We start from the raw sequence: 23,909 nt of genomic DNA, 5'->3' as shown, positions 1-23,909 counted from the left end.
CGAACGCTATCGCTATCTGCCAGGCGTCCTAACCCAATTGGCTACAGCGACATACCGTGCCAACAGCATGGACGCTTGGGACCACTCAGGACATTGGCAGCCGTCACGAGCAAAACCTCGGGTGGCGTATAGCTATCGCTCCCAAACCTTTTTCGGCACAGCCCCAATGCAGTACCCAATTGAGCTAGAACATCCATCTTGAGGAAGATTTGTATTCGCATCAGAGTCGAGTTGAATGGATTTACCGTTTATATACACGGTTCCACCCTCCATGAAACGCGACGCGAGCGGCAAGTTTGTGAACAACTGGGAGCGAGAGACCAAACATCGAGTCAGCCTGTCTCTAACCCATACGGCTTGGCGATCGCTCGATCGGGCGGCCCAGCAGCGAGGCACGTCTCGCTCTGAAGTCATTGAACAGTTTGCCCGCAGTTTAGAGCTAAAAAACGCTGCTAGCTGCGACGACGAAAACGCTCAAATCGGGCGGCTGCAAGCCCAGCTGCTTGAGCTACAGCAGCAGAAACAGGCGCTAGAGGCTCAGTTAGCCACCTCTCCAGGTCAGGTAGATCGGGGCACGGACAAGGTCGTCGCTATTCTAGAAAGCATTACCGATGCGTTTGTGGCCTTTGACCACAGCTGGCGCTACACCTACGTCAACCAGGCGGCGGCCCAAATTCTGCACAGAGCCCCCGCAGACCTGATTGGTAAACAGGTTTGGAGCGAGGTCTTTCCTCAGCTAGTGGGTGGGGTGGCCTACGAGGCCATGCACCGGGCGATCGCAGAGCAAGTACCGGTGGCCTGGGAAGAATTTAGCGAGCCGCTGCAACGCTGCCTGGAGGTAAACGCCTACCCCTCTGAGGAGGGCATCACGGTTTACTTTCGCGATGTGACCGAACGCCAACAGGCTGAGGTCGAGCGAGATCAACTGCTCCGCGAGTTGGAAACAGAACGGGCTCAGTTTGAAGCTGTTCTGCGCCAGATGCCCGCGGGCGTGCTGATTGCCGAGGCCTCGTCAGACAAGCTTGTGCTGGCCAACGAACAGGCCAAACAAATTTTGGGCTACAGCTACGAGGAGTCCTACGCGCTGGAGGACTATGTCCCGATCACGCCCTTTGAGGCATTTCGCCCCGACGGCCAAAAGTATGCGCCCTACGAATATCCCCTGCCGCGATCGCTGAGAGCAGGCGAAGTCATTGCCCATGAGGAAATGGAGCTGCGCCAGGACGATGGGCGGCGCACCGTAATTGCCGTTAATTCTGCGCCAATTCTAGACAAGCAAGGGCAAATTTTAGCGGCTGTCGTGGTGTTTCAAGATATCACCGAACGCCAGCGCACCGAACGTCTACTGAGACAGCAGGCGGAAGATCTCGAGAACCAGCAGAAATGGTTAGAAACTGTTCTCGATTTAATGCCAACACCCACCGTTTTTATTGAACCCGACACCGCAAAAGTCGTGTTTGCCAACCGCATTGCCAATGAACTGGCCGGAGGTGATTTACCCAAAAACAAACCCCTGGAAGAATACGCCGACGCCTACTACTGCACCGATGCCCAGGGCGAGCGCATCCCCACCGATCGAATGCCCGCCGTACTGATCGCCCGGGGCGAGCGCTTAGAGAACTATGAGATGAACTGGCACACCCCCGGCGGCGTGCGGGCCACCCTCTGCTGGGGAGAAATCCTGCCCGCTATGTACGGCCACGGGGCGATCGGCATTGGCATGTTTCAGGATGTGACCCGCCTCAAGCAAATCGAGGCAAACCTGCGGCAGGCCGAAGAACGCCTCCAGCTAGCTCTCTCCTCAGCCCAAATGATGGCCTGGGATGTGGATCTAGAAACGCAGAACGTCATCTGTTCCCCCAATGCTGAAGCGATTTGGGGCATGCAGGTGGGCACCACCGATGAGTTTCGAGCCTTGATTCACCCCGATGATCGATCGCTGTTGCAGCAGGCCATGGCCCAGGCGGTGGCCGGGAATCAGGCGTTTGTCCAAGACTATCGCGTGATTGCTGCCGACGGTGAAGTGCGCTGGCTCAAGAGCCGGGGGCAAATTTATCTCAACGACGCTGGCCAGGCCGTGCGCATGATCGGGGTTTCGATCGATATTACCGATCGCAAGCAGATCGAAGCCAACCGCGAGGCCCTGCTGGTAGAACTCCAGCGCAAAGAACGGCAGCAGCAGTTTTTAATTGAGCTCAACGATGCCGCCCGCACCCTGCAAGACTCTGAGGAAATCATTTGGCAGGTGGTTAGCGCCACCGGCCAGCACTTCAGCGTTACCCGCTGTGCCTACGGTGAAATTGATACCGCCCAAGAGCATGTGATCGTCGATCGCGACTACTGCGACGGTGTTGTCAGTGTGGTGGGAGCCCACCGCATGGATTCGTTTGGAGTTGAGATTGCTGCCGAACTCATGCAGGGCAAAACCATCGTGGTCGACGATGTCGATCGCGATCCTCGCACCGCTGGAGCCGGGGCGGCAGCCTTTGCCACCATCAAGACTAAGTCGCTGCTCTGCGTGCCCCTGGTGAAACGGGGGCGGTTTGTGGCCCTACTGGTGCTACTTCACGCCGCGCCGCGCCGCTGGACGGCAGACAATGTGGCCCTGATGGAGCGGATCGCCGAGAAAACCTGGCTGGCTGTGGAGCGATCGCGGGCCGAAGCCGAGCTGCGCGAAAGTGAAGCACGGCTCCAGCTCGCCCTCAACATTGGCCGCATGGGCACCTGGGAATGGGACATGCAGACCGGCACCATCCGCTGGTCAGCGGGGCATTTCACCATTTTGGGTTATCAGCCCAACGAAGGCGAACCGAGCTACGAGATGTGGGCCAGCCGCGTCCATCCTGACGACCTGGCCCTGGCCAACGCAAAGCTTCAGCAGGCGGTTCAAGAGCGCACCGAGTACCATCACGAATACCGCCTGCGCTGGCCCGATGGTTCCACTCGCTGGGTCGAGGTCCGAGGGCAGTTTTCCTACGATGTGCAAGGTCAGCCCAGGCAGTCGATCGGGGCGGTGATCGACATTACCGAGCGCAAGCAGGCAGAAGAGGCCCTGCATCAGGCGCTGCAAAAGCTCAACTTCCACGTTGAAAACACGCCAGTGGCGGTAATCGAGTGGGATCGAGACTTTCGCGTGACTCGGTGGTCTGCGGGGGCAGAGCGCATTCTGGGCTGGCATGCCGACGAAATGCTGGGCAAAAGGCTAGCCGAGATCCCCCTGGTCTATGAAGACGATCTAGAACCGGTTACCGAAGCCTGTCGCCGACTGGTTTATGGCGAAGAGTCCCATATTTTTTCTTACAACCGCAACTACACCAAAGATCGCGCCGTAGTTCACTGCGAGTGGTACAACTCTAGCCTGAGAGACGAATCGGGACGGATGACCTCGATCTTGTCTTTGGTACTGGATGTCACCGAACGCAAGCGCGTCGAAGACGAACGCAAGCAGGCCGAGCAGGAGCGCGAGCAGCTGCTTGAGCGAGAGCGCCTGGCCCGCACCCAGGCCGAAGCCGCCCGGCAGCAGCTAGCCACCATTGTTGACACCTCTCCCATCGGGCTAGCGCTCTTAGATCAGGAACAGCGCTTTATTGCCATCAATGACGCCCTGGCCGAGATCAACGGCATACCCCGCGACGGTCACTTGGGTAAGTCGGTGGCAGAGCTATTTGGTCAAAGCGATCCCACCATCGTTGATGTTATTGACCAGATCTATGCCACCGGGCAGCCGTTTATTTCGCCTAGCCTGCCTCTTCACGCCCCTGGGCGCGACGATCGCCGCCCTGGCTACTACAACGTTTACTATCTGCCAACGGTGGACTCAAACCATCAGGTAGAGCGGCTTTTAGCCTACGTGGTCGACATCACCGATCGCGTCAAGCTAGAGCAAGCCCAGCAGTATCTCTCGGAGTCGAGCGCCGTACTGGCCTCATCTTTGGACTACCAAACCACCCTGGAGCAAGTGGCCCGGCTCACCGTACCGCAGCTGGCCGACTGGTGCACCGTCCACATCGTGGCGGAGAATGGCGCGATTGACCAAATTGCCGTAGCCCACATTGACCCGGCCAAGCTGGAATGGGCCTACCAAATTCGAGACAAGTATCCCCTAGATACCAATGCCGAGCGCGGTGCTGCCCTCACCCTGCGCACCGGGCAGCCCGACCTGGTGCCCGAAATCCCCGATGAGCTGCTGGTGCACGCCGCCAAAGACCCTGAGCATTTAGAGATTTTGCGGCAGGTGGGCTTTAGCTCGGTGATGACGGTGCCCCTGCGCAGCCAGGACCGCATTATTGGCGTGATCTCGTTTATCTCAGCAGAGTCGGGCCGCCGCTACACGACTGCCGATTTGCAGCTGGCTGAAGAACTGGCCCACCGGGCCTCATTGGCGATTGAAAATGCCCAGCTCTACCAGGCCGCCCAGCGCGATCGCGCCAAGGCCGAAGCCGCCAATCGCATTAAAGATGAGTTCCTGGCCGTTCTGTCCCACGAACTCAGGTCGCCCCTCAACCCGATTCTGGGCTGGTCCAGAATCTTGCGCAGCAAGCCCCTGGATGCGGCCAAAACCGACCAGGCCCTAGAAACCATCGAGCGCAACGCCAAACTCCAGGCTCAGCTAATCGAAGACCTGCTCGATGTCTCCCGCATTTTGCAGGGCAAGCTGACCCTGACCGTGGCCCCAGTGAATTTGGTCACCACCATTGAAGCAGCGACGGAAACCGTGCGCCTGGCGGCGGAAGCCAAACGGATTCGCATCCAAACTACGCTAAATGCGATTGCGAAGCATCCCCAGGGGGGAATCGCGGGCCAGGTGTTGGGCGACACCAACCGGCTCCAGCAGGTGGTGTGGAACCTGCTCTCCAACGCGGTGAAGTTCACTCCAGCGGGTGGGCAGGTCGCCATTACCCTGGAGCAGGTTGACGGCTACGCTCAAATTCAGGTGAGCGACACCGGCAAGGGCATTCATTCCGACTTTTTGCCCCACGTGTTTGACTACTTCCGGCAGGAAGATGGCACCACCACCCGCCAGTTTGGCGGCCTGGGCCTGGGCCTGGCGATCGTGCGCCAGCTCACCGAACTGCACGGCGGCCTGGTGACCGCCGAAAGCCCCGGCCAGAACCTGGGCGCGACCTTTACCGTGCGGCTGCCCCTCACCCTAAACGGGCAGGATCAACCGTCCCCCGCTGCCCCCCTAACCCAATCGACCGACTTAGCCGGGCTACAGATCTTGGTGGTCGACGACGAGGCCGACATGCGGGAACTGGCGTTGTTTATTCTCACCCAGGCGGGGGCGCAGGTGACCACCGCAGCCTCCGCCATTCAGGCCCTGGGCCAGCTCAATCGGTCGGTGCCCGACCTGCTGCTGTGCGACATCGGCATGCCCGAGATGAACGGCTATGCGCTAGTTCAGCAGATTCGCCAAAGACGCCATGACCAGGGGGGCAATATTCCCGCGATCGCCCTCACCGCCTACGCCGGAGATGTCAACCAGCAGCAGGCCCTCGCCGCTGGCTTTCAGCTGCACCTGGCCAAACCCATTGAACCTGACCTATTGGTGAGCACGATCGCAGCGCTAGTGAGGCCACGATTGCAGGAATGCTAGTGCCGCATCTGCACTGCTGCCGGGGTTGGGCGATAATACCTTCGCGTTATCTGACCTATCACTATGCCAAACTACGTGCGATCGCGCTTCCTCCCCTACCTGCGCACCCAGCTGCTTCCCTCTAAGCCTGCCCAGCTGCTGATTCAAACCTGGCTCAAGTGGGATCGCGACAATGTGCCTGGCATGGCGGCGGCGCTGTCGTACTACGCGCTGTTTTCACTGTTTCCGCTGCTGCTGGTGGTGCTGAGCGTTGCCGGGGCACTGGTGGGGCCAAATACCGAGGTATTTGAGGCCATTGAGGGGGTGATTGTGCGCTACCTGCCGCCCGAAGTGCACGAGCTGATCAAAGACACCATCGTTTCTCTCTACGAAAACAGCGTCGGGGCCGGGCTGATTGGCTTTGGTATTTTGCTGTTTGCCGCCAGCACCATCTTTGCGATTTTAAAGCGATCGGTAAACAAGATCTGGGAAACCCCCAGCCGCGTCAGCGAAGCGGGGTCGCCCGTTCGCATGGCGCTCTTTTTTGTGGTCAACAAGCTGTCGGCCTTTGTGCTGGTGCTGGCCACGGCGCTGCTGCTGCTGGCCTCGCTGCTGTCGAACATTGTTATTAAGGTTATTCTCAGCCTGGTGAATACCTTTCAATCGACCTTTGACCTGCTCACCATCGACGAAGCTATTCTCAGTCGCAGCCTGGAGGCGGGCTGGTCGTTTTTGGCCCTGGGTTTTGCGATCGCCGGTCTGTTCCGCATTCTGCCCTCAATCAAACTCTCCTGGCGCGATATTTGGCCCGGTGCGCTGCTCACTACCCTGCTGCTGGCGGGTCTGCAGTGGCTAGTCAGCAACAGCATTATCAGCCTGGGCAGCCGCTTTGTCTCCTACGGCGTGATCGGTAGCGTCATGATTCTCATGCTGTGGATTTTTCTGGCCTGTCAAATTTTCTTTGCGGGCTGCGAGTTTTCGTATGTGTATGCCCACATGTTTGGCACCCGACGGCGGGCCGCACAATCTGGCGAATAGAAGGGATGGTCACTAAACAGCGGGCGTTGCCGAATACAGGCCGAAATTAAACCCTAGTGATTCTCGTAGGGGCAAACGACCGTTTGCCCTCACCCAAAGTCAAGCTTCAGCTTACTCTCCGCAGTAGGCAATCAAATCGATCTCCACATCCCCATAGCCTGCCAGCGCCGTCACGCCCACTGTGGTGCGACTGGGCTGAGGGGCACCGCCAAAGTACGACTGGTAAATGGTGTTTACTGTTTCGTAGTAGCGAAAGTCGGTGACAAAAATGCGCGCCATCACCACTTTGTTGAAGCCACTGCCCCCGTGGTCGAGCACCAGAGCCAGGTTTTCCATCACCCGCCGGGTCTGCTCTTCAATCGGGCCTTTGACCACTTCGCCCGTAGCCGGATCTTCCGCCAGCTGCCCAGTCACAAATAAAAAATCTCCGGCCCTGACCGCGTGGGAATAGGGAGCCACCGGGGGCAGCACGTTATTGGGCAGGGTCATAAACTCCAGCATGGGCTTAATTTTTGAGACAACCGCCCTATAGTGTCGCTTAAATTGTGTGACAGCTGCGTAATAGGTTCCGCAGAAGGTGGCTGAACCTACGGCTAGAACAAAATATCGGATGCCAGATCGCCCAGGTTGACGGTGTAGATGCGACTGCGATCGCCCTCATTGACGCTCCACAGGTACTGCGTGGGCGTGCGCTGCACGATCGCCGCTGGCCGAGGCAGCCCGGTCATGCGATTCATAACCCGACCTTCGTCGTTAATCAGCGCAAATTCCCCCGCTTGACTGAGCAACCCGTAGCCCACCGCCGTCTCAAAGAGCCAGTAAGGCGCGATATCAACCCGATAGCGCAGCACCTTAAAGGGCATCAGATCCACAATCAGCACGGCATTGGGGCAGTTTTCTTCGAGCGCCAGGTAGCGGTAGGGCTGGCTGGTGGCTACCAGATTGTCAATCGCTACCGAAGCCGAAATGGTGCCCAGGTAGGTGCCCCGACGGGTAACCCCGTGGAACAGCGTGCGGCTGCCCCGGCGTACTACCAATGTCACGTGGCGGTCATCCGTAGCGATCAAAGTCATCAGCCGATCTCCCGACTGGCTAGAGAGGGTGGCCGTCTTCGGAGCCGATATTTTGACCCCCTGACCCGGCGGCATCGTTAGCTGGCGGATCGAAACCTTCACCGAGTCGTCTGTGGTCTTGGTAGCGGCAGCAAACCAGCGTCCGCTGGGGGCAACCGCAACCTGGTTGGGGTGAATGCCTTGGGCAATACAGCCCAACCCGTGGGTCATCGACAGCAGGTGCAGCGACTCGGCGGTTACAATCACCCCACCCTGGGGTATGGGCAAAAAGGCATGCACCGGGGCGGGTAGCGTAAACCCCTGACTCACCTCAGGTGCTGCCATACCTGCCTGAGCCCAGTGGTAAAACCACACCCGCTGCTGGCCGCAGGTCACAACCAGATGCCCCTTGAGTAGCGGTACCAGCCCCATCACCACCGTTGGGTGGGGCAGCGGCACAGAGGGCAAGTCCGGGGCCAGCTCAATCTCAGGCAGCACCTTGGGACAGGCGGGCTGCGATAGCAGCCCCTGGGCTTGGCATGTTTCGTACACCGTCATCAGGTCGGCGCGCATGTCTCGGGCCGTAGTGTAGCGCTTAGGCAGCAGCTTTTGCAGAGCCTTGCGCAACACCCGGCCCAAGGCTTCGGGCACCTGTGCCGGTACGACCGGGTGGCGATTTAAGTGAGCCACCATGAGCTCCGTGGGGGTGCCCGAGAAGGGGCGCTGACCCAGCAGTAGCTCGTATAAAATAATGCCCACCGCGTAGAGGTCGGCGGCGGGGGGATGCTGATTGTAGAATCGCTCGGGAGCCATATAGGCGGGCGACCCCGTGTGGCCCATGTCGGCTTCGGTGGCCTCCTGGCTGAGGCGGGCAATACCCAGGTCAGACACCCGTGCTACCCAGCCGCCAGGGGTCAGCTCCATGAGAATGTTTTCGGGCTTGATGTCACAGTGCACAATGCCCTGGCGGTGGGCACACTCTAGGGCCGCGAGAATATCGAGCGCAAAGCCCAGCACCTCCTGCACCGTCAGCGGGGTGTCGCTCTCCAGCAGCGATCGCAGGGTGCCCCCCTCGCAGTAGTCGAGCACCAGCTGCCGCCCGCTGGTAGAGTGCTCCAGGGCGTGGCAGGTGACAATGCTGGGGTGCTCCAGGCTGATTAAAAACCGCAGCTCCCGCAAAAACTTGTGGGTGGGGAAGCGGTCTTTGTGGAGGTCTTTAATAGCAACCAGCTCGCCCGTCGTGCGGTGAATGGCGCAGTAGACTCGGCCAAACTGCCCGTGGCCGACCAGCCCCAGAATGCGATACTGCGATCGCCTAATCTGCCGGGTTAGGGCCGCCACTCGGTTACCCCTGCTGCATAAGGGTTTGCATAATGGCCTGATGGGCCTGGCCGTTCGCCACCATCCCCTCTACCGGGGCAAGTCGCTTCTCTAGACCCAAAATAAAGCGGTTGCAGTCGTCGCCCTTGGCGGTGCAGCTGGTTTGAGCGCAGCGCAGTTCGCGCCCGGTGAGCTGGGTAAAGAAAATCTCTAAAATGCCGCGCTCGAGATCGCCGGAGGGCTTTTGACCCTGGGGCGCTGCCGCCGTGAAGGGCGAATGCCAAATTTCTACACCCAAGAACCCGCGATCGCGGTAGGTAATATCCAGATGAATTTGGCCCCAGCCGTGGGTTTTCCAGCACTGCTGTAGCGACTGCAAGAATTCGGCCATCGACAGGCTAGCCAGGGGCTGTTTGTAGTAGTCGGCTAGTTCTTCGCAGAAGCGGGCGTAGAAGTTTTTGCCCCACCAGCGGCCGCAGTTGTAGAGCACCAGCCGCGAAGCCTGCCCGGTTTCTTTTTCCAGCCCAGAGTAAATGGCCTGCAGCAGCGGGTCGGGGATGGCCAGCAGGCGATCGCCGCGGCGGTTTTCGAGCAGACCGAGTTCGGTTGACCCCCGCACGTAGAGATCCTGGGCAAAGTAGTTGCCGGGGAGCCGGCCATCGGTGAGTAAATCGGCAACAGAAACCATAGGTAATGTCCTTTACAGGAGAGTGATGATGGTGGTCAGACCCGCCGACGCTGGCGGGACAGGGGCAACCCCCAAACGCTAAACGGGTTAGACATCCACTGCGCCTAGAGCAGCCCGGCCAGGGTAACGGTCTCGCGAGTGTTGAGCATCAGGCTTTGCGCTTTCTCAAGGCTGGGTCTGAGCAGGCCCAGCTGAGCCGGCGAAAATACCTTGCCCAACTGCTTGTGCAGGAGCTGAAACAGCTGCTGATCAACCGCCTGGGTTTCGTAGGCTTTAACCATCTCGGGTAGCCAACCCTGCAGGCGTTCTTCCACAAAGCCCTCGTCGTCGAGCAGCATGGCCATAGCGGCATAGCGCAGCACCATCAGCCCGTTGCGCACGCTGCGCTCGACCAAAGGCTCAGGGTGACCGGCCTGCTGCTGTAGGGCATCGGCAATGGGCTGCATAATGGCAATTTCCTGATCGCGCAGGGTGCGATAAACCGCCATCCGCTCTGGAATCGAGCTCACGTACTGGCTCAGGATGCTGAGGTCGTTGGCATCGAGGTATTGCTTATCGGGTGAATCAAATAGGGCGTCGAGCTTAAAGGTCATGACAAAATCCTCTGGATCGGAGGGGCAGGGTTAGGTCGGGCAGGCAACCAGGGATAACGGGATCTGGGGTCAACTTTGAGGTCAGTCTGCGCCAGCGCGGCGGTTAACCAAACAGGTCTGAGAACCCATCTAGGGTCAAGTCGAGGTCAGAATCCGCTGGGGTATCCGGGGTAGCCTCTAGGGGAGCGATAGGCACCCCAATGGTGGGCTGTCCGTCCCAGGCAATGTGGGCAAAGAAATCGCTGACGGTCATCGTCATGGCCGATTCTGCGCGGCCGGTGCCCCCCAAACCAGGGGCAGCCAGCACCGTTCGTCCATCCCAGGCCACCGCTTCAAAGAAAGCCTGTACCGTTTCTTTCAGCCAGGGTTGGGGAGCATCGGACTCGGTCATCGCATCGAGAGAGAAGGCGCTCATTGGCCACCTTCCCCGGCCCGCAGCCGCTTCTCAATGTCGCGGGCGTTGGCCCCTTCGTTCATCCAAAAGGCGGCGGCATCAATGCGCTCGCGGCCCCCCAGCAGAAACTTGCAGTAGGTTTCGCCCATGGAGTAGCACTGAATTTCAATGCAGCTCAGCTGCTTGCGTACCATTTCGGTGAAAAATCCGGCGAATAGCCCGGCGTACAGGTGGCAGACGGGTTTGCCCACATCGCCCAGGGTACGGGCCACAGCGGAGTCAAACAGGTTGATAAACATAAAGCCCTGCTTGCGATCGCTCATGTCTACTTCCCAACGGCCCCAGCCCTGAGAAATGTAGGGCCACCACCAGGTCTCGAGCAAAAACATCAGGTTGGCTCGGCGGGGGCTCATGGCAAACTCGCGCTCAAACCAGGCTTCAAACTGGAGCGAGTCGATTTTGCCCCACTCCAGCCCCACGGTGTACATGATGGCTGAAGAGGCATCGCCGACTTCTTCCTGCAGCCCTTCTAGCAGGCCGATAATAAAGTCTTCACTGGTAAGCACATTGCGGGTATCGTTCCAGTCAGTAATGGTGCCGTATTCACCATTAAATTGAAAGAAATCCCGCAGGGCATAGTGGTTATGCTTCTTAGGAAATTTTTGGTGCAGACGGTGGGCGGTCTCGGTGGTCATAACCATGATTGAACAAGCCTTGTAAGACTGTTTTCAGCGATAGATGTAATGTGCCCAGGCCGGTGCAGAATTGACCACGGCGAGGCGATCGCACTCTAGGTTCACGCTGCACCATGGCCCAAATAGTAGAAGACAGAGGGGTTTAGACTGTGTGTCAGTTGACTTAGTCGATACAAAACGTAGTAATTCTTGCAAGACAAATCGCCCAGGGAACCAAACAGGTTGCCTGGGCGATGCCGGTAATATCTTATTGGCTGGCCTTACTTAGCTGCTTACCCCAGCCTGCCTAGCTGCTTCTAGCCTGCTTAAAATTCTAGATACGTTCTCATAGCTGAATTTGCCGTAGCTAACCCCCGATTGGTTTGGGCAAACACCGTAAAGCTGTTGGCTTAGCTACGCCTATGCTCCTACGCAAGCTGCCTGCCTGAAATCGGGGTTCTGCGATTTGGATTGGGCATCACAGATCTCAGCGGCCAAGGGTGACTCGGCTTAGCTCCAGGATGGGCAAAAACAGCTTGAGTTCTTCAGCGTTGAGGTATTGGGGTATTACGGCCTGCATAGCGGCGTAGGTGAGGTCGCAGCTCTCCTGAGCGCCAAAGGCTCGCATAATGGTCTGAAACCAGCTCAGCAGCGTTTCTTTGAACCGCTCGGGGTCATCTAGCAGCAGGGCAGTGGCGCTATAGCGCAAGACACGCACCGTATCTCGCTGCCACTTGGCGGCCAAATCTTGGCCATTAACCTGAAACAGGTCAGGTGTTTGAGCTTTTAGCCGAGTCATTACCTGCGCGACGATCTGCGGTTCGGCAGCCTGAATTTTTTGGTAAGCCCGCAGCCGGGTGCCGACCGTGGATAAGTAGGTTTGAAAGAACATTAGCTCCTGGTCGGAGGCGTAGCGGCCATCGGTAGCCTGAACCAGAGCCTCAACGTTGGTAAGCACGCTAGGTAAGTCTCCTGAGGTAGGTAATGTTAGAGTACCCGAATGTTGCGAAGTGTAAACAAAACTCTAGACGAAAAAATTAACCTGCGATCGGCAAGCATTTGACTTGCCGTTGCCCCCACCGATTGCTGTCTCTGATGGCTGTGCTAGTGACCTCAGAACTACTTTGGGTGAAGCTGGATCCGCTTTTCGGCTTGCAATAAAACTTAAACCTCCTGTGGCGGTGAGACCTAAGGACTCGTAGTAATCTGGTGGACATGGAATAACCCCTATCCAAGCTTAGCCCCAGGCTTTCTGTGATTAGCCTAAGCTAAGGTTTGTTGGGGTCAAGCTGCCATTAATATTGATTTTTCAAGAGGGCATTGTTCATGGTTCAACGTGGTTCTCAAGTTCGTATTCTCCGCAAAGAGTCCTACTGGTTTCGTGAAGTTGGTACCGTTGCCACCATTGACCAAAGCGGCATTAAGTACCCCGCGGTAGTGCGCTTTGACAAGGTAAATTACGCTGGTATTAACACTAACAACTTTGCGCTGTCTGAGCTCCAGGAAGTTGAGGCCCCCAAGGCGGCTAAAAAAGCTGCTTCTTAGGCGGTTAACCCCAGGGTTGAGCTACTGACCCGGATTGCCGGGTTTTTGGCCCACCAGTTTGACTACGGCTTACAAACTGCAAGGCCTGTGCTTCGGCACGGGCCTTTGCTGTCTACCTACTGCGTTAGTTCGATCGCTAAAAACGTAAGCTGATCGCTAAAGAGCGCAAGGCTGGGATGTTACCAGGTGCGTCAGCGTTCTAATCAAGCTGATGCTCGGAGATCAGGTTTCTGGTCTACGCTCTTCTCGGTGGGCGTTGCTATAGTGCAAAGATACACCGTAACGGGGGGCAGAGGCCCAGAGCTAGGCTGTGCCAGAACTACCTGAAGTTGAAACTGTGCGGCGGGGGCTGGCGCGGGTAACGCCCGGCCATCGGCTAGAGGGCGGGCAGGTGCTGCTCTCCAGAGCGATCGCGCACCCTGCCGACGAGACTGCTTTTTTGAAGGGCCTGATTGGCTCTACCCTGAGCGACTGGCATCGTCGCGGAAAATATCTGCTGGGGCAGCTAACTCAGGCTGACGGTAGCCCAGGCGGCTACCTGGGGGTGCACCTGCGCATGACCGGTCAACTGCTGTGGCTCGACCCTAAAACTCCGGTGCAGACTCACTGCCGGGTGCGGCTGTGGCTGAGCGAAAACCACGAGTTGCGCTATGTTGACCAGCGTACCTTTGGCCGTCTCTGGTGGGTGCCCCCTGGAGTTGCCCCAGAAAGCATCATGACGGGGCTGTGCACTCTGGGTCCAGAACCCTTTGACGACAGTTTTTCGGTGGCCTACCTGCGCCAGCGTCTGGCCCGCAGCCGTCGCCCAATCAAAAATGCGCTGCTTGACCAGGCTTTGGTGGCGGGCATCGGCAACATCTACGCTGATGAAGCCCTGTTTTTAAGCGGTCTGCGCCCGCTTACCCCCAGCGATCGCATTAGCTCTCAGCGCCTGCAGCGCCTGCACAGCGCCATTCGCAAGGTGCTGACTACCAGCATCGAGTCGGGGGGCACCACCTTTAGCGACTACCGCGACATCTACGGCATTAACGGCAACTACGGCGGGGTTGCCTGGGTCTACGATCGCGACGGCGAGCCCTGCCGAGTCTGTGCTACTCCTATCTGCCGCCTCAAGCTAGCGGGGCGATCGGCCCACTACTGCCCCCAGTGCCAGCGATAGGGAATAGGCCAATCGACGCTAGGGCGTCAGTTTCAGCGAGGAGCAAAGCAGCTGCAGCGCAATTTCGTGTACAGTAAAGCTGAGGTTGATAGCAAGTAGATCTATGGCAGCAGCGTTGAAGCGAGGCGATCTGGTGCGGGCCGTCCGCGAAAAACTCGAAAACAGCCTGGAGGCCACCGCCAGCGATACCCGGTTTCCGCCCTACCTTTTTGAAACCAAAGGCGAAATTTTAGAAACCAGCGATGACTATGCTCTGGTTAAGTTTGGAATAGTCCCGACCCCCAACGTCTGGCTGCGCCTCGACCAGCTAGAGAAGGTTTAGACCCTGTCGCTGCCGCCTAACGTATAGCTAAGTTCAACCATACTTGCCCCTCTACAGGGGTGATTCCAACGCAAAGCGCCTCACTACCTTTCAAATAGCGAGGCGCTTTGCTTATTTGAGGTGCAGCTAAAGCTGAGGCTTCAAATGATTGTCTTAAAGTTCAGAGTCAATGGGTAGGCCACCGGCTTCGAGAGGAGTAGTAAGGTCAGTAGGCATGACCGCCGAGGCTTCGGGAATGGGAAAAGCGGGCTTGTCAAGAGCAATCTCTAGGGCTTCAGGCTGGGCAACGGTAGCCATTCGCCAAGCCGGAGTACCAATTCCAGCCCCAGACAAAAGGTTGATGACGCCAATAGCGGCTACTCCAGCGCTAGCCATAGTAGCTAGCTTAAGACGGTGGTTGAGACATCGAAATACACCCACCAGGGTTGCTTCTGCACTGCAATCTGGAGGGGCACTTTGGCTGCGTAAGCCCTGACGCAAAGCTAGCAAACGATTGTAAAGGCGGCGGGTACCGTCGTCATGCTGAATCCAGCGCATTACCTGCTGGCGCTCCTCAGGGGTGACTTCACCATCAAGGTAAGCGCTCAGCAGCTCGAAGCGATCGCGCTTAGTAGCATCTAAGTCGTGACAACAAGACGCAGCTAAGGTCAGAGGCCCATCCGAGCTACCTCCCTGAGAGGGCGACGGCTGAACCTGATTAGGCGTGTAAGGAAAGGTAGTCATACCAAAAACAACACCTGAAATAAGCAACTAAACAACGACCAAGGCAGAAATCGGGCCCTATACGCCCCCTGATTGACTAAAAGCCGATTCAGGTATTTTTGCTGCCGGTACTGATCATAATGCCAACACCCTAAAATCGGTAACCTCTCGGGAGTATTTCTAATCGGTAAAACATAAATCAATAGGTAGAGGTTTACAGACTTTTCTAGAAGCGCAATTTGGGCATGACCTCAAAACAGGTCTTCTCACCAAATTGCACGTCATATAGGAATTGGCAGAGCACCCTGCGAAGTGACGGTTGCAGGTGGATCTAGTCGCCTAAATAGGGCTGTAGCTCAGTTTGCAAGCGCTGACGAGCACGGGCAATGCGAGACTTGACGGTACCCAGCGATACCTCAGTCAAATCAGCAATCTCCTCATAGGAGAGCCCCTGGATCTCCCGCAGTACAATAGTGGTGCGAAACACCTCGGGCAAATCGGCAATAGCGCGATGCAGCTGGTCGTAAAACTCCCGCGTCATCATAGTGTCTACAGGGCCGGGAGCGTTGGCAGGTACATCCCAATCAATAGTGCCATCCTCTAGGTTTAGAGGGGCATCGAGGGAAAGAGTGGCTCGATTGCGCTTGCGCCGCCGTAGCTCGTCATAGAACAGGTTGGTGGTTATGCGGCCCAGCCAGCCTTTAAACTTAGCTGGGTCGTTCAAGCGACGCATGTTGCGGTATACCCGAATCCAAACCTCTTGGGCCAGATCAGCTCGATCGGGCCAGTCGGGAGCCAGGTGGTAGAGCAGCTTATCTACATGACTCTGGTAGCGGCGCAGAAGTTCGGCGAACATGGTTCGCTCTGGCCGTAGCCGCTGCTGGCAAAGGGCTACCAGTTCTGTGCTGGTCAACTGTTCAGGCTTGACAGCAGACTTAGGGTGACTAAGGGAAACAGGCCAGGTCGAGAACATGGATTGGCTCATAGCTTTTAATAGTAGGCCGACATTACATGGCCACCAGCAAGCCGCTGAGGGCTAAATGCCAGGTGGCGCTGTGGCTCCAAAGATAAGCGTGATTAATGTGAACCATTGTGACGAAGAGCTCCTGCTTTGAAGACCAGCCTTGTGCCTGTGAATTGTCTGGCACACCGTTAGCAGGCAGGAAGTAGACCTGTAGGCAGGCAGATTAGCCTTTGAGCCGGGCCAGCGGAGTGATATAACAGATTAGAGGGGCTGCTATCGCGGCAGTCATCCCCCTTTGGAGAGGTGGCAGAGTGGTCGAATGCGCCCGACTTGAAATCGGGTGTGCGCAAGCACCGTGGGTTCGAATCCCACCCTCTCCGTACTGGTTTGTGGTCAGTGCTTACTGGTCAAACCCCTGGCGTTTCTATATATAGCGAGCGGAGTAGAGGATATAGAGCAGAGCCGGGGTTGACCAACGCCACACCGCTGGCCAATGTCGGTCTTAAGCCCTGTTGCTAGCCTGCTTTGGCCGTTGCAAAACGCGATTTGAGCCGTTAATCAAGGCTTTCTTGCTGTGAGACAGTGACAGCAGGAGCTGAGTCCTGTAGAGGCTCCCTTGCGGTAGAACATGGTTTAACTCAAATCATTCATTGAGTAGATGGTGATTTTTGAGGGGGTGACTAGATTGAACCTAATGATTTTGTGCAATCAAGAGGTTAACAGCATGACTACTGAAGAGAACAAATCCTACGCTGAGAAGAACGAAGAGCGCATTCGCGAATTTGTTGACAATCTTGACGAGAAAGGAACTGAAAAGAAGGAGCAAAAGAAGGAGGAATTTGAAGCTGCTAAGGAGTCTGAGTAGACTTTGAGGCCTGCTTCGCGGCGATTTGGACCCTTATGCCAGCGTTCTAATTTGCCTGCTGGACAGGCGTGTAGCCTGCGATATGGCTAAGTGAACACCCTTTGAGCGTGCTAAAGGTGGCGCGGTTAAAGGGTGTTTCTCTAGAGATAGAAATTGTTGGGTGACTAGCAATTGCGTCATCAGCGATCGCGCAGGTTTAAAGGCTAGGCCCTCGATCGCACCTGGAGCAGCCTAAGCAGATGCGGGGATAAAGTTTACCGGTGCGATCGCCGCATGTTTTAATCTACTAAAACTCTGGGAGTAGTCGATGCGATCGCAACACTCCTTGGCCTGTCTCAACCGCTGATAGATTATGCCTGAAGACGTTGGCTTGTTTTTAATTGGCGTTGCGCTGCTGGTGCTTTACCTGGGCTGGTCGGCGGCTACCGAAATGGGTACTCGCTGGCCCTGGCGCAAGTGATCTCGCGCTGAAACAGCCATACTTTGGTATTCGGAGGTATTCGGATAGTTCTGATTAGAGGCGCAGAGCGACGTTACAGTATGCGTCAAAAATAAGGGAATGTAACGTTTGTAGCAGATTCAGGCGAGTAGATGTCGTGGACTGAGGGCTGAGTCTAATTGGCCTTGTGGGTCTCTATCGGCCAATCATCTATCCATTCACAAGGAGTGCTACTGTGACCCAGCCCACTGAACAACTGCCTCAGGCACCCTCGACCTCGGGACCTGGCAGCAAAATTGCGGAATTTTTTGATTTCGCCGCCCATCGCACCAGCTTTCGCACCGAGGCGCTGGCGGGGCTAACGACGTTTGTGACGATGGCCTACATTCTGATTGTGAACCCGGCCATTTTGTCGAATGCGGTCTTTCTCAACGAGTCGGGAGACTTATTTGGGGAACTGGTGATGGCAACAGGTCTTTCTGCGGCCCTGGCTACACTGATTATGGCGCTCTACGCCAAGCTGCCTTTTGCCCTGGCACCGGGCATGGGCATCAACGCCTATTTTGCCTTTACGGTGGTGCTCGGCCTGGGAATTGACTGGCGGGTGGCCCTGGCGGCGGTGCTGATCGAGGGAATTATCTTCATCCTCATGACCATCACCAACCTGCGCAGCAAAATTGTGGAGGCGATTCCCGATGCGGTAAAACACGCCACCACCGCCGGAATTGGTCTGTTTATTGCCTATATTGCCCTCAAGAGCGCGGGTATTATTGTGCCCTCGGAGGCGACCTTTACGGCCCTGGGCAACCTGCGATCGCCCCAAACCGCTATGGCGCTGCTGGGACTGGGCATTACGGCGGCGCTTTTTGCCCGTCGGGTAACCGGGGCGCTGCTGTGGGGCATTTTGGGTACCGCCATTCTCGCCTGGATTTTTGGCGTGTCGCCCTGGCCGACCGGGCTGATGGCCGTGCCTCAGGCTCCCACCGATCTGTTTGGCCAAGCCTTTGTGGGATTGGGCGAACTCTTTCGCATCAACTTCTGGGAGATGGTGAGCATCATCTTCGTGTTCTTGTTTGTGGATCTGTTTGACACTATTGGTACGCTGACGGGGTTGGGGTCTAAGGCAGGCTACATCAGAGAAGATGGCTCTTTCCCAGGGGTTGAAAAAGCCTTTATGGCCGATGCGATCGGTACCACTGCCGGGGCGGTGCTGGGTACCTCAACGGTGACCACCTACATTGAGTCGGCCTCAGGCGTGGCCGAGGGCGGGCGCACCGGGTTTACGGCCCTGGTGGCGGCGGCGCTGTTTTTGGCGTCGGTGCTGTTTATTCCGCTGCTACAGGGCATTCCGGCCTTTGCCACTGCTCCGGCGCTGATCATTGTCGGGGTGCTGATGATGTCGGGCGCTAAGAATATCGATTGGGATGAACCCGCCGATGCGATCGCGGCCTTTCTCACCATCCTCATGATGCCGCTGGCGTTTTCGATCGCTGAAGGGCTGGCCATGGGCCTGATCGCCTTTCCGCTGATCAAAGCCTTCCAGGGTAAGACCAACCAAACCACGATTGGCATGTGGATTTTGGCGGCGATCTTTCTGCTGCGCTATATCTTCGTGGCGGGCGGCTAGGGCTTTGGCCAATCCTGGTTGTCTAGGTCCGAAGGGTCAAGGGCCAACAACCGTTTGCCCCTACTCAAGGAATGCCTATTCGCAGGGCAAATTCCGAACGAATAATCTCAATCTGCCGTAGGGGCGTAGCATGCTACGCCCCTACGGCAGATCTGTATGATTGCAACTACTTCAGTGCATCAAAGGTGTCGCCCAGAGCAGCGGTAAGGGTTTGGCGGGTTTGGGCGTGGGCCTGTCGCTCGGCCTCCAGGCGATCGGTTAGCTCCTGACAGCGCTGCACCAGACCATCGAGATGCTGCTGCAAGTCTTGAAGCGAGTTCACCCCGCTGAGGTCGCTGGCCTCGGTAGCCGGGGCTGCCTTCAGCTGCTGCTGCAGGGCTTCGAGCTGGCTCTGAAACTCAGCCGTTTCTTCGCGGCGCTGGCGGGCTTCGGTTTCGTAGAGCCGACGCCAGTTGGCGGCGCTGTTGTAGGCCTGGTCACGCTCTTTTTGAGTGTCGGCCAGCTGCCGCTGGAGGGTGCGCACCTCCGCAATCCACTGAGTGAGGTCTTGGGACATGGCGGTTACCAAAACAATGGCCAAAACTTGGGGGCAGCCCTGGGGCTAATACAGCAGCCGAGTCAGAATTCCCGGTGCTGGCAGCACAATCATAACCAACAGTGTCAAGGCCAGCAGCCCCAGAAAGTCGCGGCGATCGTCTAGCTCGCTGACATCGTTGAGGGCAGGCTGGTCGGCCGCCGGAATGAAGAACAGCAAAATTGCCCAGATCATTAGCTCGGGATGCACCAGGGCCAGGCCAAACACCAGCAACCGGGCCACCTGACCCACCACGCTGCCCACCCGCTGGCCGTACATGGCGTGGACAATGTGGCCGCCGTCGAGCTGGCCCACGGGCATCAGGTTGAGGGCGGTCACCACCAGGCCCAGGCAGCCCGCGATCGCGATCGGGTGCAGATGAATCGCCTGATCGGCTGCAACGCTAGCCCCCAGCACCAGCTTGGAGAGCAGCGTCAGCATCAGTGAGGCTTTGGGGTCGAGGGCTTCAAAGTTCAGCAGGCTAGAGCCTTCCTCAGGCATGGGCACCACCGTCGACTGGCTCAGCCCCCACAGCAAGAGCGGTACCGCCACCACCAGCCCTGAGAGCGGCCCGGCAATGCCGACATCGAACAGGGCGCGGCGGTTGGGCACCGGCGACTTCATTTGAATGAAGGCCCCCAGGGTGCCCAAGAAAAACGGCACCGGAATAAAGTAGGGCAGCGTCACCCGCATTTTGTACCGACGAGCAGCCAGGTAGTGGCCCATTTCGTGGCAGCCCAGAATAATCAGCAGGCCCAGGGCGTAGGGCAGCCCCTGCAAAATTAAGGCGGGCGTAGCCTGCAGCTGTTCTTCGGTGACTCCGGCCAGGTAGGTGCCCACCGCCGTTGTGGTGAATAGGGTAACCAGCAGCAGCCCCAGGGCCAGCCCTGGGCGGGTCAGGGTTTTGCTGCTGCAATCGCCCTTTTCGGTCTGGGGGTTGGGCACCAGCGCAAACACCGGCTTGCCCTGTAACCCCTCCTGAAAGAGAACCAGAAAGCGATCGCCAAAGTGGCGGCGAATGTTGTCGCGCACGGTGTCGTAGGCTACAGTGGGCGAGGCTCGCAGCGTCCCCCGACAGATCATTGCCTGAGGGCGGTACTCAATGTTTTGCAGGTAGTACACCGACCACGGAAAGCAGCCCTGCAGCGTCGCTTCTTCTTCTTTGTCGATGGGGCGCAGGGTGGGCTTGGGCGGGGGTGCGATCGCTCGTTTGGCCTCACCGGCTTCGGCTTCGGGTTTAGCGCTCGGCGGCACCGCAATTCGCCCCTTTTGAATCAGCACCCAGTACAGAATAGGGCAGACAATAAACAGCCCCAGCAGCAGGGCCGTGGGGGCAGGTTCTTCGCTGCCGTTGACGATCACCCAGCCCGTTAAAATGAACGCCGGCAGCATCATCACCAGCCACAGTAGCCACACGGGGGTACGGGTGATGCGGCTAACGCTGCGCTGAAGCAGCACGTAGGTCAGCAGACCAAGAACAAAAAGCCAGAAAAACACCATCGAGTAGCCAGTGGAGTGCAACGATTGAGGCGGGGCAGCTTGCGTTATGAGCACAGGGTTCAACAAAAACAGACCCCCAAAACAGAGCCATTAACATAGTCCTGTTGGGCGCTAGCCCAAGCAGTGGGGGCAGGGTTCAGTTAGTATAGGCGTTTCAAAGGTGTTTCTCACCCCTTCTCCTGCACCCATGACAGCCGCTTCAGCCCCACTTCCATTGCCTGGCCCTAAGGCTCCGCGCTTGGTGTTCGACACTGTGTACGCGTTTCCCCCCAACCGCGATACCCAAGGAGCCACCGCCTACTTTATTGTAAACAACACCCCCGAAGGCCAACCGGCTAATCTGCTGATCGATGCCCCCGCCTGGGAAGAGAGCAATCGCGAGTGGTTGGTTGCTCGCGGCGGGGTGCAGTGGTTGTTTATCACCCACCGAGGCAGCATTGGGCGGGCGGCCGCGATTCACAAAGCGCTGAACTGCGAGGTGGTGATTCAAGAGCAGGAGGCCTACCTGCTGCCCGATACCCCCACCACGACCTTTCACCGCAGCTTCAGGTTTAGCCCTGAGCTAGAGGCGGTCTGGACCCCCGGCCACTCGCCTGGCTCGGCCTGCCTCTACTACAGCGCCCACGGCGGGGTGCTGTTTACCGGGCGGCACCTGCTGCCCAACCGAACGGGCGAACCAGAGCCGCTGCGTCTGGCCAAAACCTTTCACTGGCCCCGTCAGCTCCAGCAGGTTGAGGCGCTAAAAACTCGCTTTTCTGCCGAATCCCTTGCCCACCTGTGCCCTGGGGCCAGCACCGGCTTTTTGCGGGGCCAGCGCAGCATCGATCGCGCCTACGAACGGCTTCAGCAGATCGATATTGAGGCATTCCGTCAGGTACAGCCGCTGCTCTAGTCAATCTTCTTCACCAAAATGAAGTCTGGATCACAGCAGCGGGCCATTTTTGCTGCTCTACCATCTCTGAGCCGCCATTCTGTGGCACTCTGGGAGGTAGATAACACACTGCCAAAACCTTTACTGCCAAGCACCGGCAACCATTGAGCAAAGGCTATGCAAACGCTTCCCAACCCCGTCTCCTCGACCGCCGCTACCCCCGCCTTTGATCCTTTCGACACCACCATTCACCGCCGCAAAACCCGGCCGGTGCCCGTGGGCAGCGTCACCATTGGGGGTGGTCACCCGGTCGTAGTGCAGTCGATGATCAACGAAGACACGCTGGATATCAAAGGCTCTGCCGCCGCCATTCGCCGCCTGCATGAAATCGGCTGCGAAATTGTGCGAGTGACGGTGCCCAGCATGGCCCACGCCAAGGCCCTGGCCGATATTCGCAAAATTCTCGAAGACACCTACCAGCCGGTGCCCCTGGTGGCCGATGTACACCACAACGGCATGAAGATCGCCCTGGAGGTGGCCAAGCACGTCGATAAGGTACGCATCAACCCCGGCCTATACGTGTTTGAAAAGCCCCAGGCGGGACGCACCGACTATTCCCAAACCGAGTTTGACGACATCGGCAGCAAAATTCGCGAAACCCTGGAGCCTTTGGTGGTCTCCCTGCGCGACCAGGGCAAGTCGATGCGCATTGGCGTCAACCACGGATCGCTGGCCGAGCGCATGCTGTTTACCTATGGCGACACCCCCGAAGGCATGGTGGAGAGCGCCCTGGAGTTCATCCGCATCTGCGAATCTCTAGACTTTCGCAATCTGGTGGTTTCGCTGAAGGCGTCGCGGGTGCCGGTGATGGTGGCCGCCTATCGGCTGATGGCCCACCGTATGGACGAGCTGGGTATGGACTACCCCCTGCACCTGGGCGTCACCGAAGCAGGCGACGGCGAGTATGGCCGCATCAAGTCGACGGCGGGCATCGCCACCCTGCTGGCCCAGGGTATTGGCGATACCATTCGGGTGTCGCTGACCGAAGCGCCCGAAAAGGAAATCCCGGTCTGCTACAGCATTTTGCAGGCCCTGGGGCTGCGCAAAACCATGGTGGAATACGTGGCCTGCCCCTCCTGCGGTCGCACGCTGTTTAACCTCGAAGACGTGCTGCACGAGGTGCGCGAGGCCACCAAGCACCTGACCGGGCTCGATATTGCGGTGATGGGCTGCATCGTCAACGGCCCTGGCGAAATGGCGGATGCCGACTACGGCTACGTGGGTAAGACCCCCGGCTATATCTCGCTGTACCGGGGCCGAGATGAGATTAAAAAGGTGCCGGAAGACCAGGGCGTGGCGGAGTTGATCAACCTGATCAAGGCCGACGGGCGCTGGGTGGAGCCTGGGGAGAGTAAGTAGGGGAGTGGGATTGTCAAAATCAGTAATCCTCCATCGTGGCTGAGGCACCTATCACCATTTCGATGGGTTGCAGGGATGCAGCTGGTTGTTGGCCCAGGCTAGGGGATTGGTGGTGATGTAGTGGCGTATGTGCTGGAGCGATCGCTCGTCTCGAACAATGTGGTCATAATAGTTGCGCTGCCAAACGGGTGTGCCCGCTGCATCGCGCAGGATGTTGATGCGTTTGATAGTGGCCGATTTGTATGAACGAACAATACCAAATCCGACCTGTATACCCCCGAAATAGTACAGGGTTAAGGAATGCCTAGACCCCTCCATCTCGAACCTCATTTTTCAGCCGACGAACTCAAAGGGCGATATCGTGCCAGCCAAGACCCGGTCGAGTCTCGACGTTGGCATCTACTGTGGCTTGTTCACACGCAAACAGCCCTGACGGATGCAGCCAAAGCTGTTGGCTTGAACTTGCAAAATCGCACGAACTTCGGCACCTGAATCGCGCCAACTTCGGCAGGTGAATCGCATGAACCTCGGCACCTGAATCGCATGAACTTCGGCAGGTCATGACTACCCCATCGGTGGATCTCGATA

The 23,909-nt window shown here is 57.7% G+C and carries 20 protein-coding genes and 1 tRNA gene; 10 read left to right on the top strand and 11 right to left on the bottom strand.

Going from position 1 to position 23,909, the window contains the following annotated elements:
* Positions 1-271 precede the first annotated feature (271 nt).
* Both ACQ4N7_RS17975 and ACQ4N7_RS17970 read left to right on the top strand, forming a co-directional pair.
* Positions 272-5,596 carry a PAS domain S-box protein gene (locus ACQ4N7_RS17975; RefSeq protein WP_430712870.1) on the top strand — a complete coding sequence of 1,775 codons (5,325 nt, stop codon included), beginning with the start codon at positions 272-274 and terminating at the stop codon, positions 5,594-5,596.
* Between the two features lie 63 nt (positions 5,597-5,659).
* Complete coding sequence (locus ACQ4N7_RS17970; RefSeq protein ID WP_430712869.1) at positions 5,660-6,613, top strand: YihY/virulence factor BrkB family protein; 954 nt, start codon at positions 5,660-5,662, stop codon at positions 6,611-6,613.
* A gap of 111 nt (positions 6,614-6,724) precedes the next feature.
* Here the strand turns inward: ACQ4N7_RS17970 and ACQ4N7_RS17965 are convergent, their stop codons facing one another.
* The 7 genes from ACQ4N7_RS17965 to ACQ4N7_RS17935 all read right to left on the bottom strand — a co-directional run bounded on the left by ACQ4N7_RS17965 (position 6,725) and on the right by ACQ4N7_RS17935 (position 12,292).
* Positions 6,725-7,114, bottom strand: coding sequence for a RidA family protein (locus tag ACQ4N7_RS17965; RefSeq protein WP_430712868.1), 390 nt, complete (start codon positions 7,112-7,114; stop codon positions 6,725-6,727).
* Between the two features lie 92 nt (positions 7,115-7,206).
* Entirely contained in the window at positions 7,207-9,006 is a 1,800-nt protein-coding gene (locus ACQ4N7_RS17960) for a serine/threonine-protein kinase (protein WP_430712867.1), read from the bottom strand.
* Positions 9,007-9,010: 4 nt separating this feature from the next.
* Positions 9,011-9,673 (bottom strand): V4R domain-containing protein, encoded by a 663-nt coding sequence (locus ACQ4N7_RS17955; RefSeq protein WP_430712866.1) that lies wholly within the window; start codon positions 9,671-9,673, stop codon positions 9,011-9,013.
* Positions 9,674-9,777: 104 nt separating this feature from the next.
* Positions 9,778-10,266, bottom strand: coding sequence for a hypothetical protein (locus tag ACQ4N7_RS17950; protein ID WP_430712865.1), 489 nt, complete (start codon positions 10,264-10,266; stop codon positions 9,778-9,780).
* A gap of 103 nt (positions 10,267-10,369) precedes the next feature.
* Positions 10,370-10,681 (bottom strand): hypothetical protein, encoded by a 312-nt coding sequence (locus tag ACQ4N7_RS17945; RefSeq protein WP_430712864.1) that lies wholly within the window; start codon positions 10,679-10,681, stop codon positions 10,370-10,372.
* Positions 10,678-11,355 carry a V4R domain-containing protein gene (locus ACQ4N7_RS17940; protein WP_106868518.1) on the bottom strand — a complete coding sequence of 226 codons (678 nt, stop codon included), beginning with the start codon at positions 11,353-11,355 and terminating at the stop codon, positions 10,678-10,680. Before ACQ4N7_RS17940 ends, ACQ4N7_RS17945 begins: the two co-directional genes overlap by 4 nt.
* A gap of 466 nt (positions 11,356-11,821) precedes the next feature.
* The gene (locus ACQ4N7_RS17935; RefSeq protein ID WP_430712863.1) at positions 11,822-12,292 is read right to left on the bottom strand and encodes a phycobilisome protein; all 471 of its coding nucleotides are present in this window, start codon (positions 12,290-12,292) and stop codon (positions 11,822-11,824) included.
* Between the two features lie 368 nt (positions 12,293-12,660).
* On the opposite strand from ACQ4N7_RS17935, the gene ACQ4N7_RS17930 reads away from it, so the two are divergent.
* The 3 genes from ACQ4N7_RS17930 to ACQ4N7_RS17920 all read left to right on the top strand — a co-directional run bounded on the left by ACQ4N7_RS17930 (position 12,661) and on the right by ACQ4N7_RS17920 (position 14,360).
* Positions 12,661-12,879, top strand: coding sequence for a photosystem I reaction center subunit IV (locus ACQ4N7_RS17930; RefSeq protein ID WP_194058471.1), 219 nt, complete (start codon positions 12,661-12,663; stop codon positions 12,877-12,879).
* Between the two features lie 310 nt (positions 12,880-13,189).
* Positions 13,190-14,038 (top strand): DNA-formamidopyrimidine glycosylase, encoded by an 849-nt coding sequence (locus ACQ4N7_RS17925; protein ID WP_430712862.1) that lies wholly within the window; start codon positions 13,190-13,192, stop codon positions 14,036-14,038.
* A gap of 103 nt (positions 14,039-14,141) precedes the next feature.
* Positions 14,142-14,360: an NAD(P)H-quinone oxidoreductase subunit O gene (locus ACQ4N7_RS17920; protein WP_430712861.1), complete on the top strand. Its 219-nt coding sequence runs from the start codon at positions 14,142-14,144 to the stop codon at positions 14,358-14,360.
* A 153-nt stretch (positions 14,361-14,513) separates the two neighbouring features.
* Here the strand turns inward: ACQ4N7_RS17920 and ACQ4N7_RS17915 are convergent, their stop codons facing one another.
* Both ACQ4N7_RS17915 and ACQ4N7_RS17910 read right to left on the bottom strand, forming a co-directional pair.
* Positions 14,514-15,083 carry an anti-sigma factor family protein gene (locus tag ACQ4N7_RS17915; protein WP_430712860.1) on the bottom strand — a complete coding sequence of 190 codons (570 nt, stop codon included), beginning with the start codon at positions 15,081-15,083 and terminating at the stop codon, positions 14,514-14,516.
* Between the two features lie 310 nt (positions 15,084-15,393).
* Positions 15,394-16,047, bottom strand: coding sequence for a sigma-70 family RNA polymerase sigma factor (locus tag ACQ4N7_RS17910; RefSeq protein ID WP_430712859.1), 654 nt, complete (start codon positions 16,045-16,047; stop codon positions 15,394-15,396).
* 276 nt (positions 16,048-16,323) lie between these two features.
* On the opposite strand from ACQ4N7_RS17910, the gene ACQ4N7_RS17905 reads away from it, so the two are divergent.
* From ACQ4N7_RS17905 to ACQ4N7_RS17895, 3 genes are all read left to right on the top strand, one after another.
* Positions 16,324-16,406 (top strand) — tRNA-Ser (locus ACQ4N7_RS17905).
* 344 nt (positions 16,407-16,750) lie between these two features.
* A complete protein-coding gene (locus ACQ4N7_RS17900) occupies positions 16,751-16,891 on the top strand; it encodes a hypothetical protein (protein ID WP_430712858.1) in 141 nt (46 codons plus the stop codon).
* Between the two features lie 674 nt (positions 16,892-17,565).
* Complete coding sequence (locus tag ACQ4N7_RS17895) at positions 17,566-18,957, top strand: NCS2 family permease (RefSeq protein WP_430712857.1); 1,392 nt, start codon at positions 17,566-17,568, stop codon at positions 18,955-18,957.
* A gap of 166 nt (positions 18,958-19,123) precedes the next feature.
* On the opposite strand, the gene ACQ4N7_RS17890 is transcribed toward ACQ4N7_RS17895, so the two are convergent.
* Both ACQ4N7_RS17890 and ACQ4N7_RS17885 read right to left on the bottom strand, forming a co-directional pair.
* Positions 19,124-19,513 carry a hypothetical protein gene (locus tag ACQ4N7_RS17890; protein ID WP_430712856.1) on the bottom strand — a complete coding sequence of 130 codons (390 nt, stop codon included), beginning with the start codon at positions 19,511-19,513 and terminating at the stop codon, positions 19,124-19,126.
* A gap of 45 nt (positions 19,514-19,558) precedes the next feature.
* A complete protein-coding gene (locus ACQ4N7_RS17885) occupies positions 19,559-21,031 on the bottom strand; it encodes a site-2 protease family protein (protein ID WP_430712924.1) in 1,473 nt (490 codons plus the stop codon).
* Positions 21,032-21,218: 187 nt separating this feature from the next.
* Between ACQ4N7_RS17885 and ACQ4N7_RS17880 the strand changes: the two genes are divergently transcribed.
* On the top strand, positions 21,219-21,923 hold the full coding sequence (locus ACQ4N7_RS17880; protein ID WP_430712855.1) for an MBL fold metallo-hydrolase: 705 nt from the start codon (positions 21,219-21,221) through the stop codon (positions 21,921-21,923).
* A gap of 156 nt (positions 21,924-22,079) precedes the next feature.
* Complete coding sequence (ispG, locus tag ACQ4N7_RS17875) at positions 22,080-23,321, top strand: (E)-4-hydroxy-3-methylbut-2-enyl-diphosphate synthase (protein ID WP_430712854.1); 1,242 nt, start codon at positions 22,080-22,082, stop codon at positions 23,319-23,321.
* The last annotated feature ends 588 nt before the right edge of the window (positions 23,322-23,909 follow it).

It is taken from the genome of Nodosilinea sp. AN01ver1 (genome assembly GCF_050565655.1).
Classification (GTDB): domain Bacteria; phylum Cyanobacteriota; class Cyanobacteriia; order Phormidesmidales; family Phormidesmidaceae; genus Nodosilinea.
Note: the sequence above shows the minus strand (reverse complement) of the source record. Positions and strands in the feature narration are given on the sequence as shown.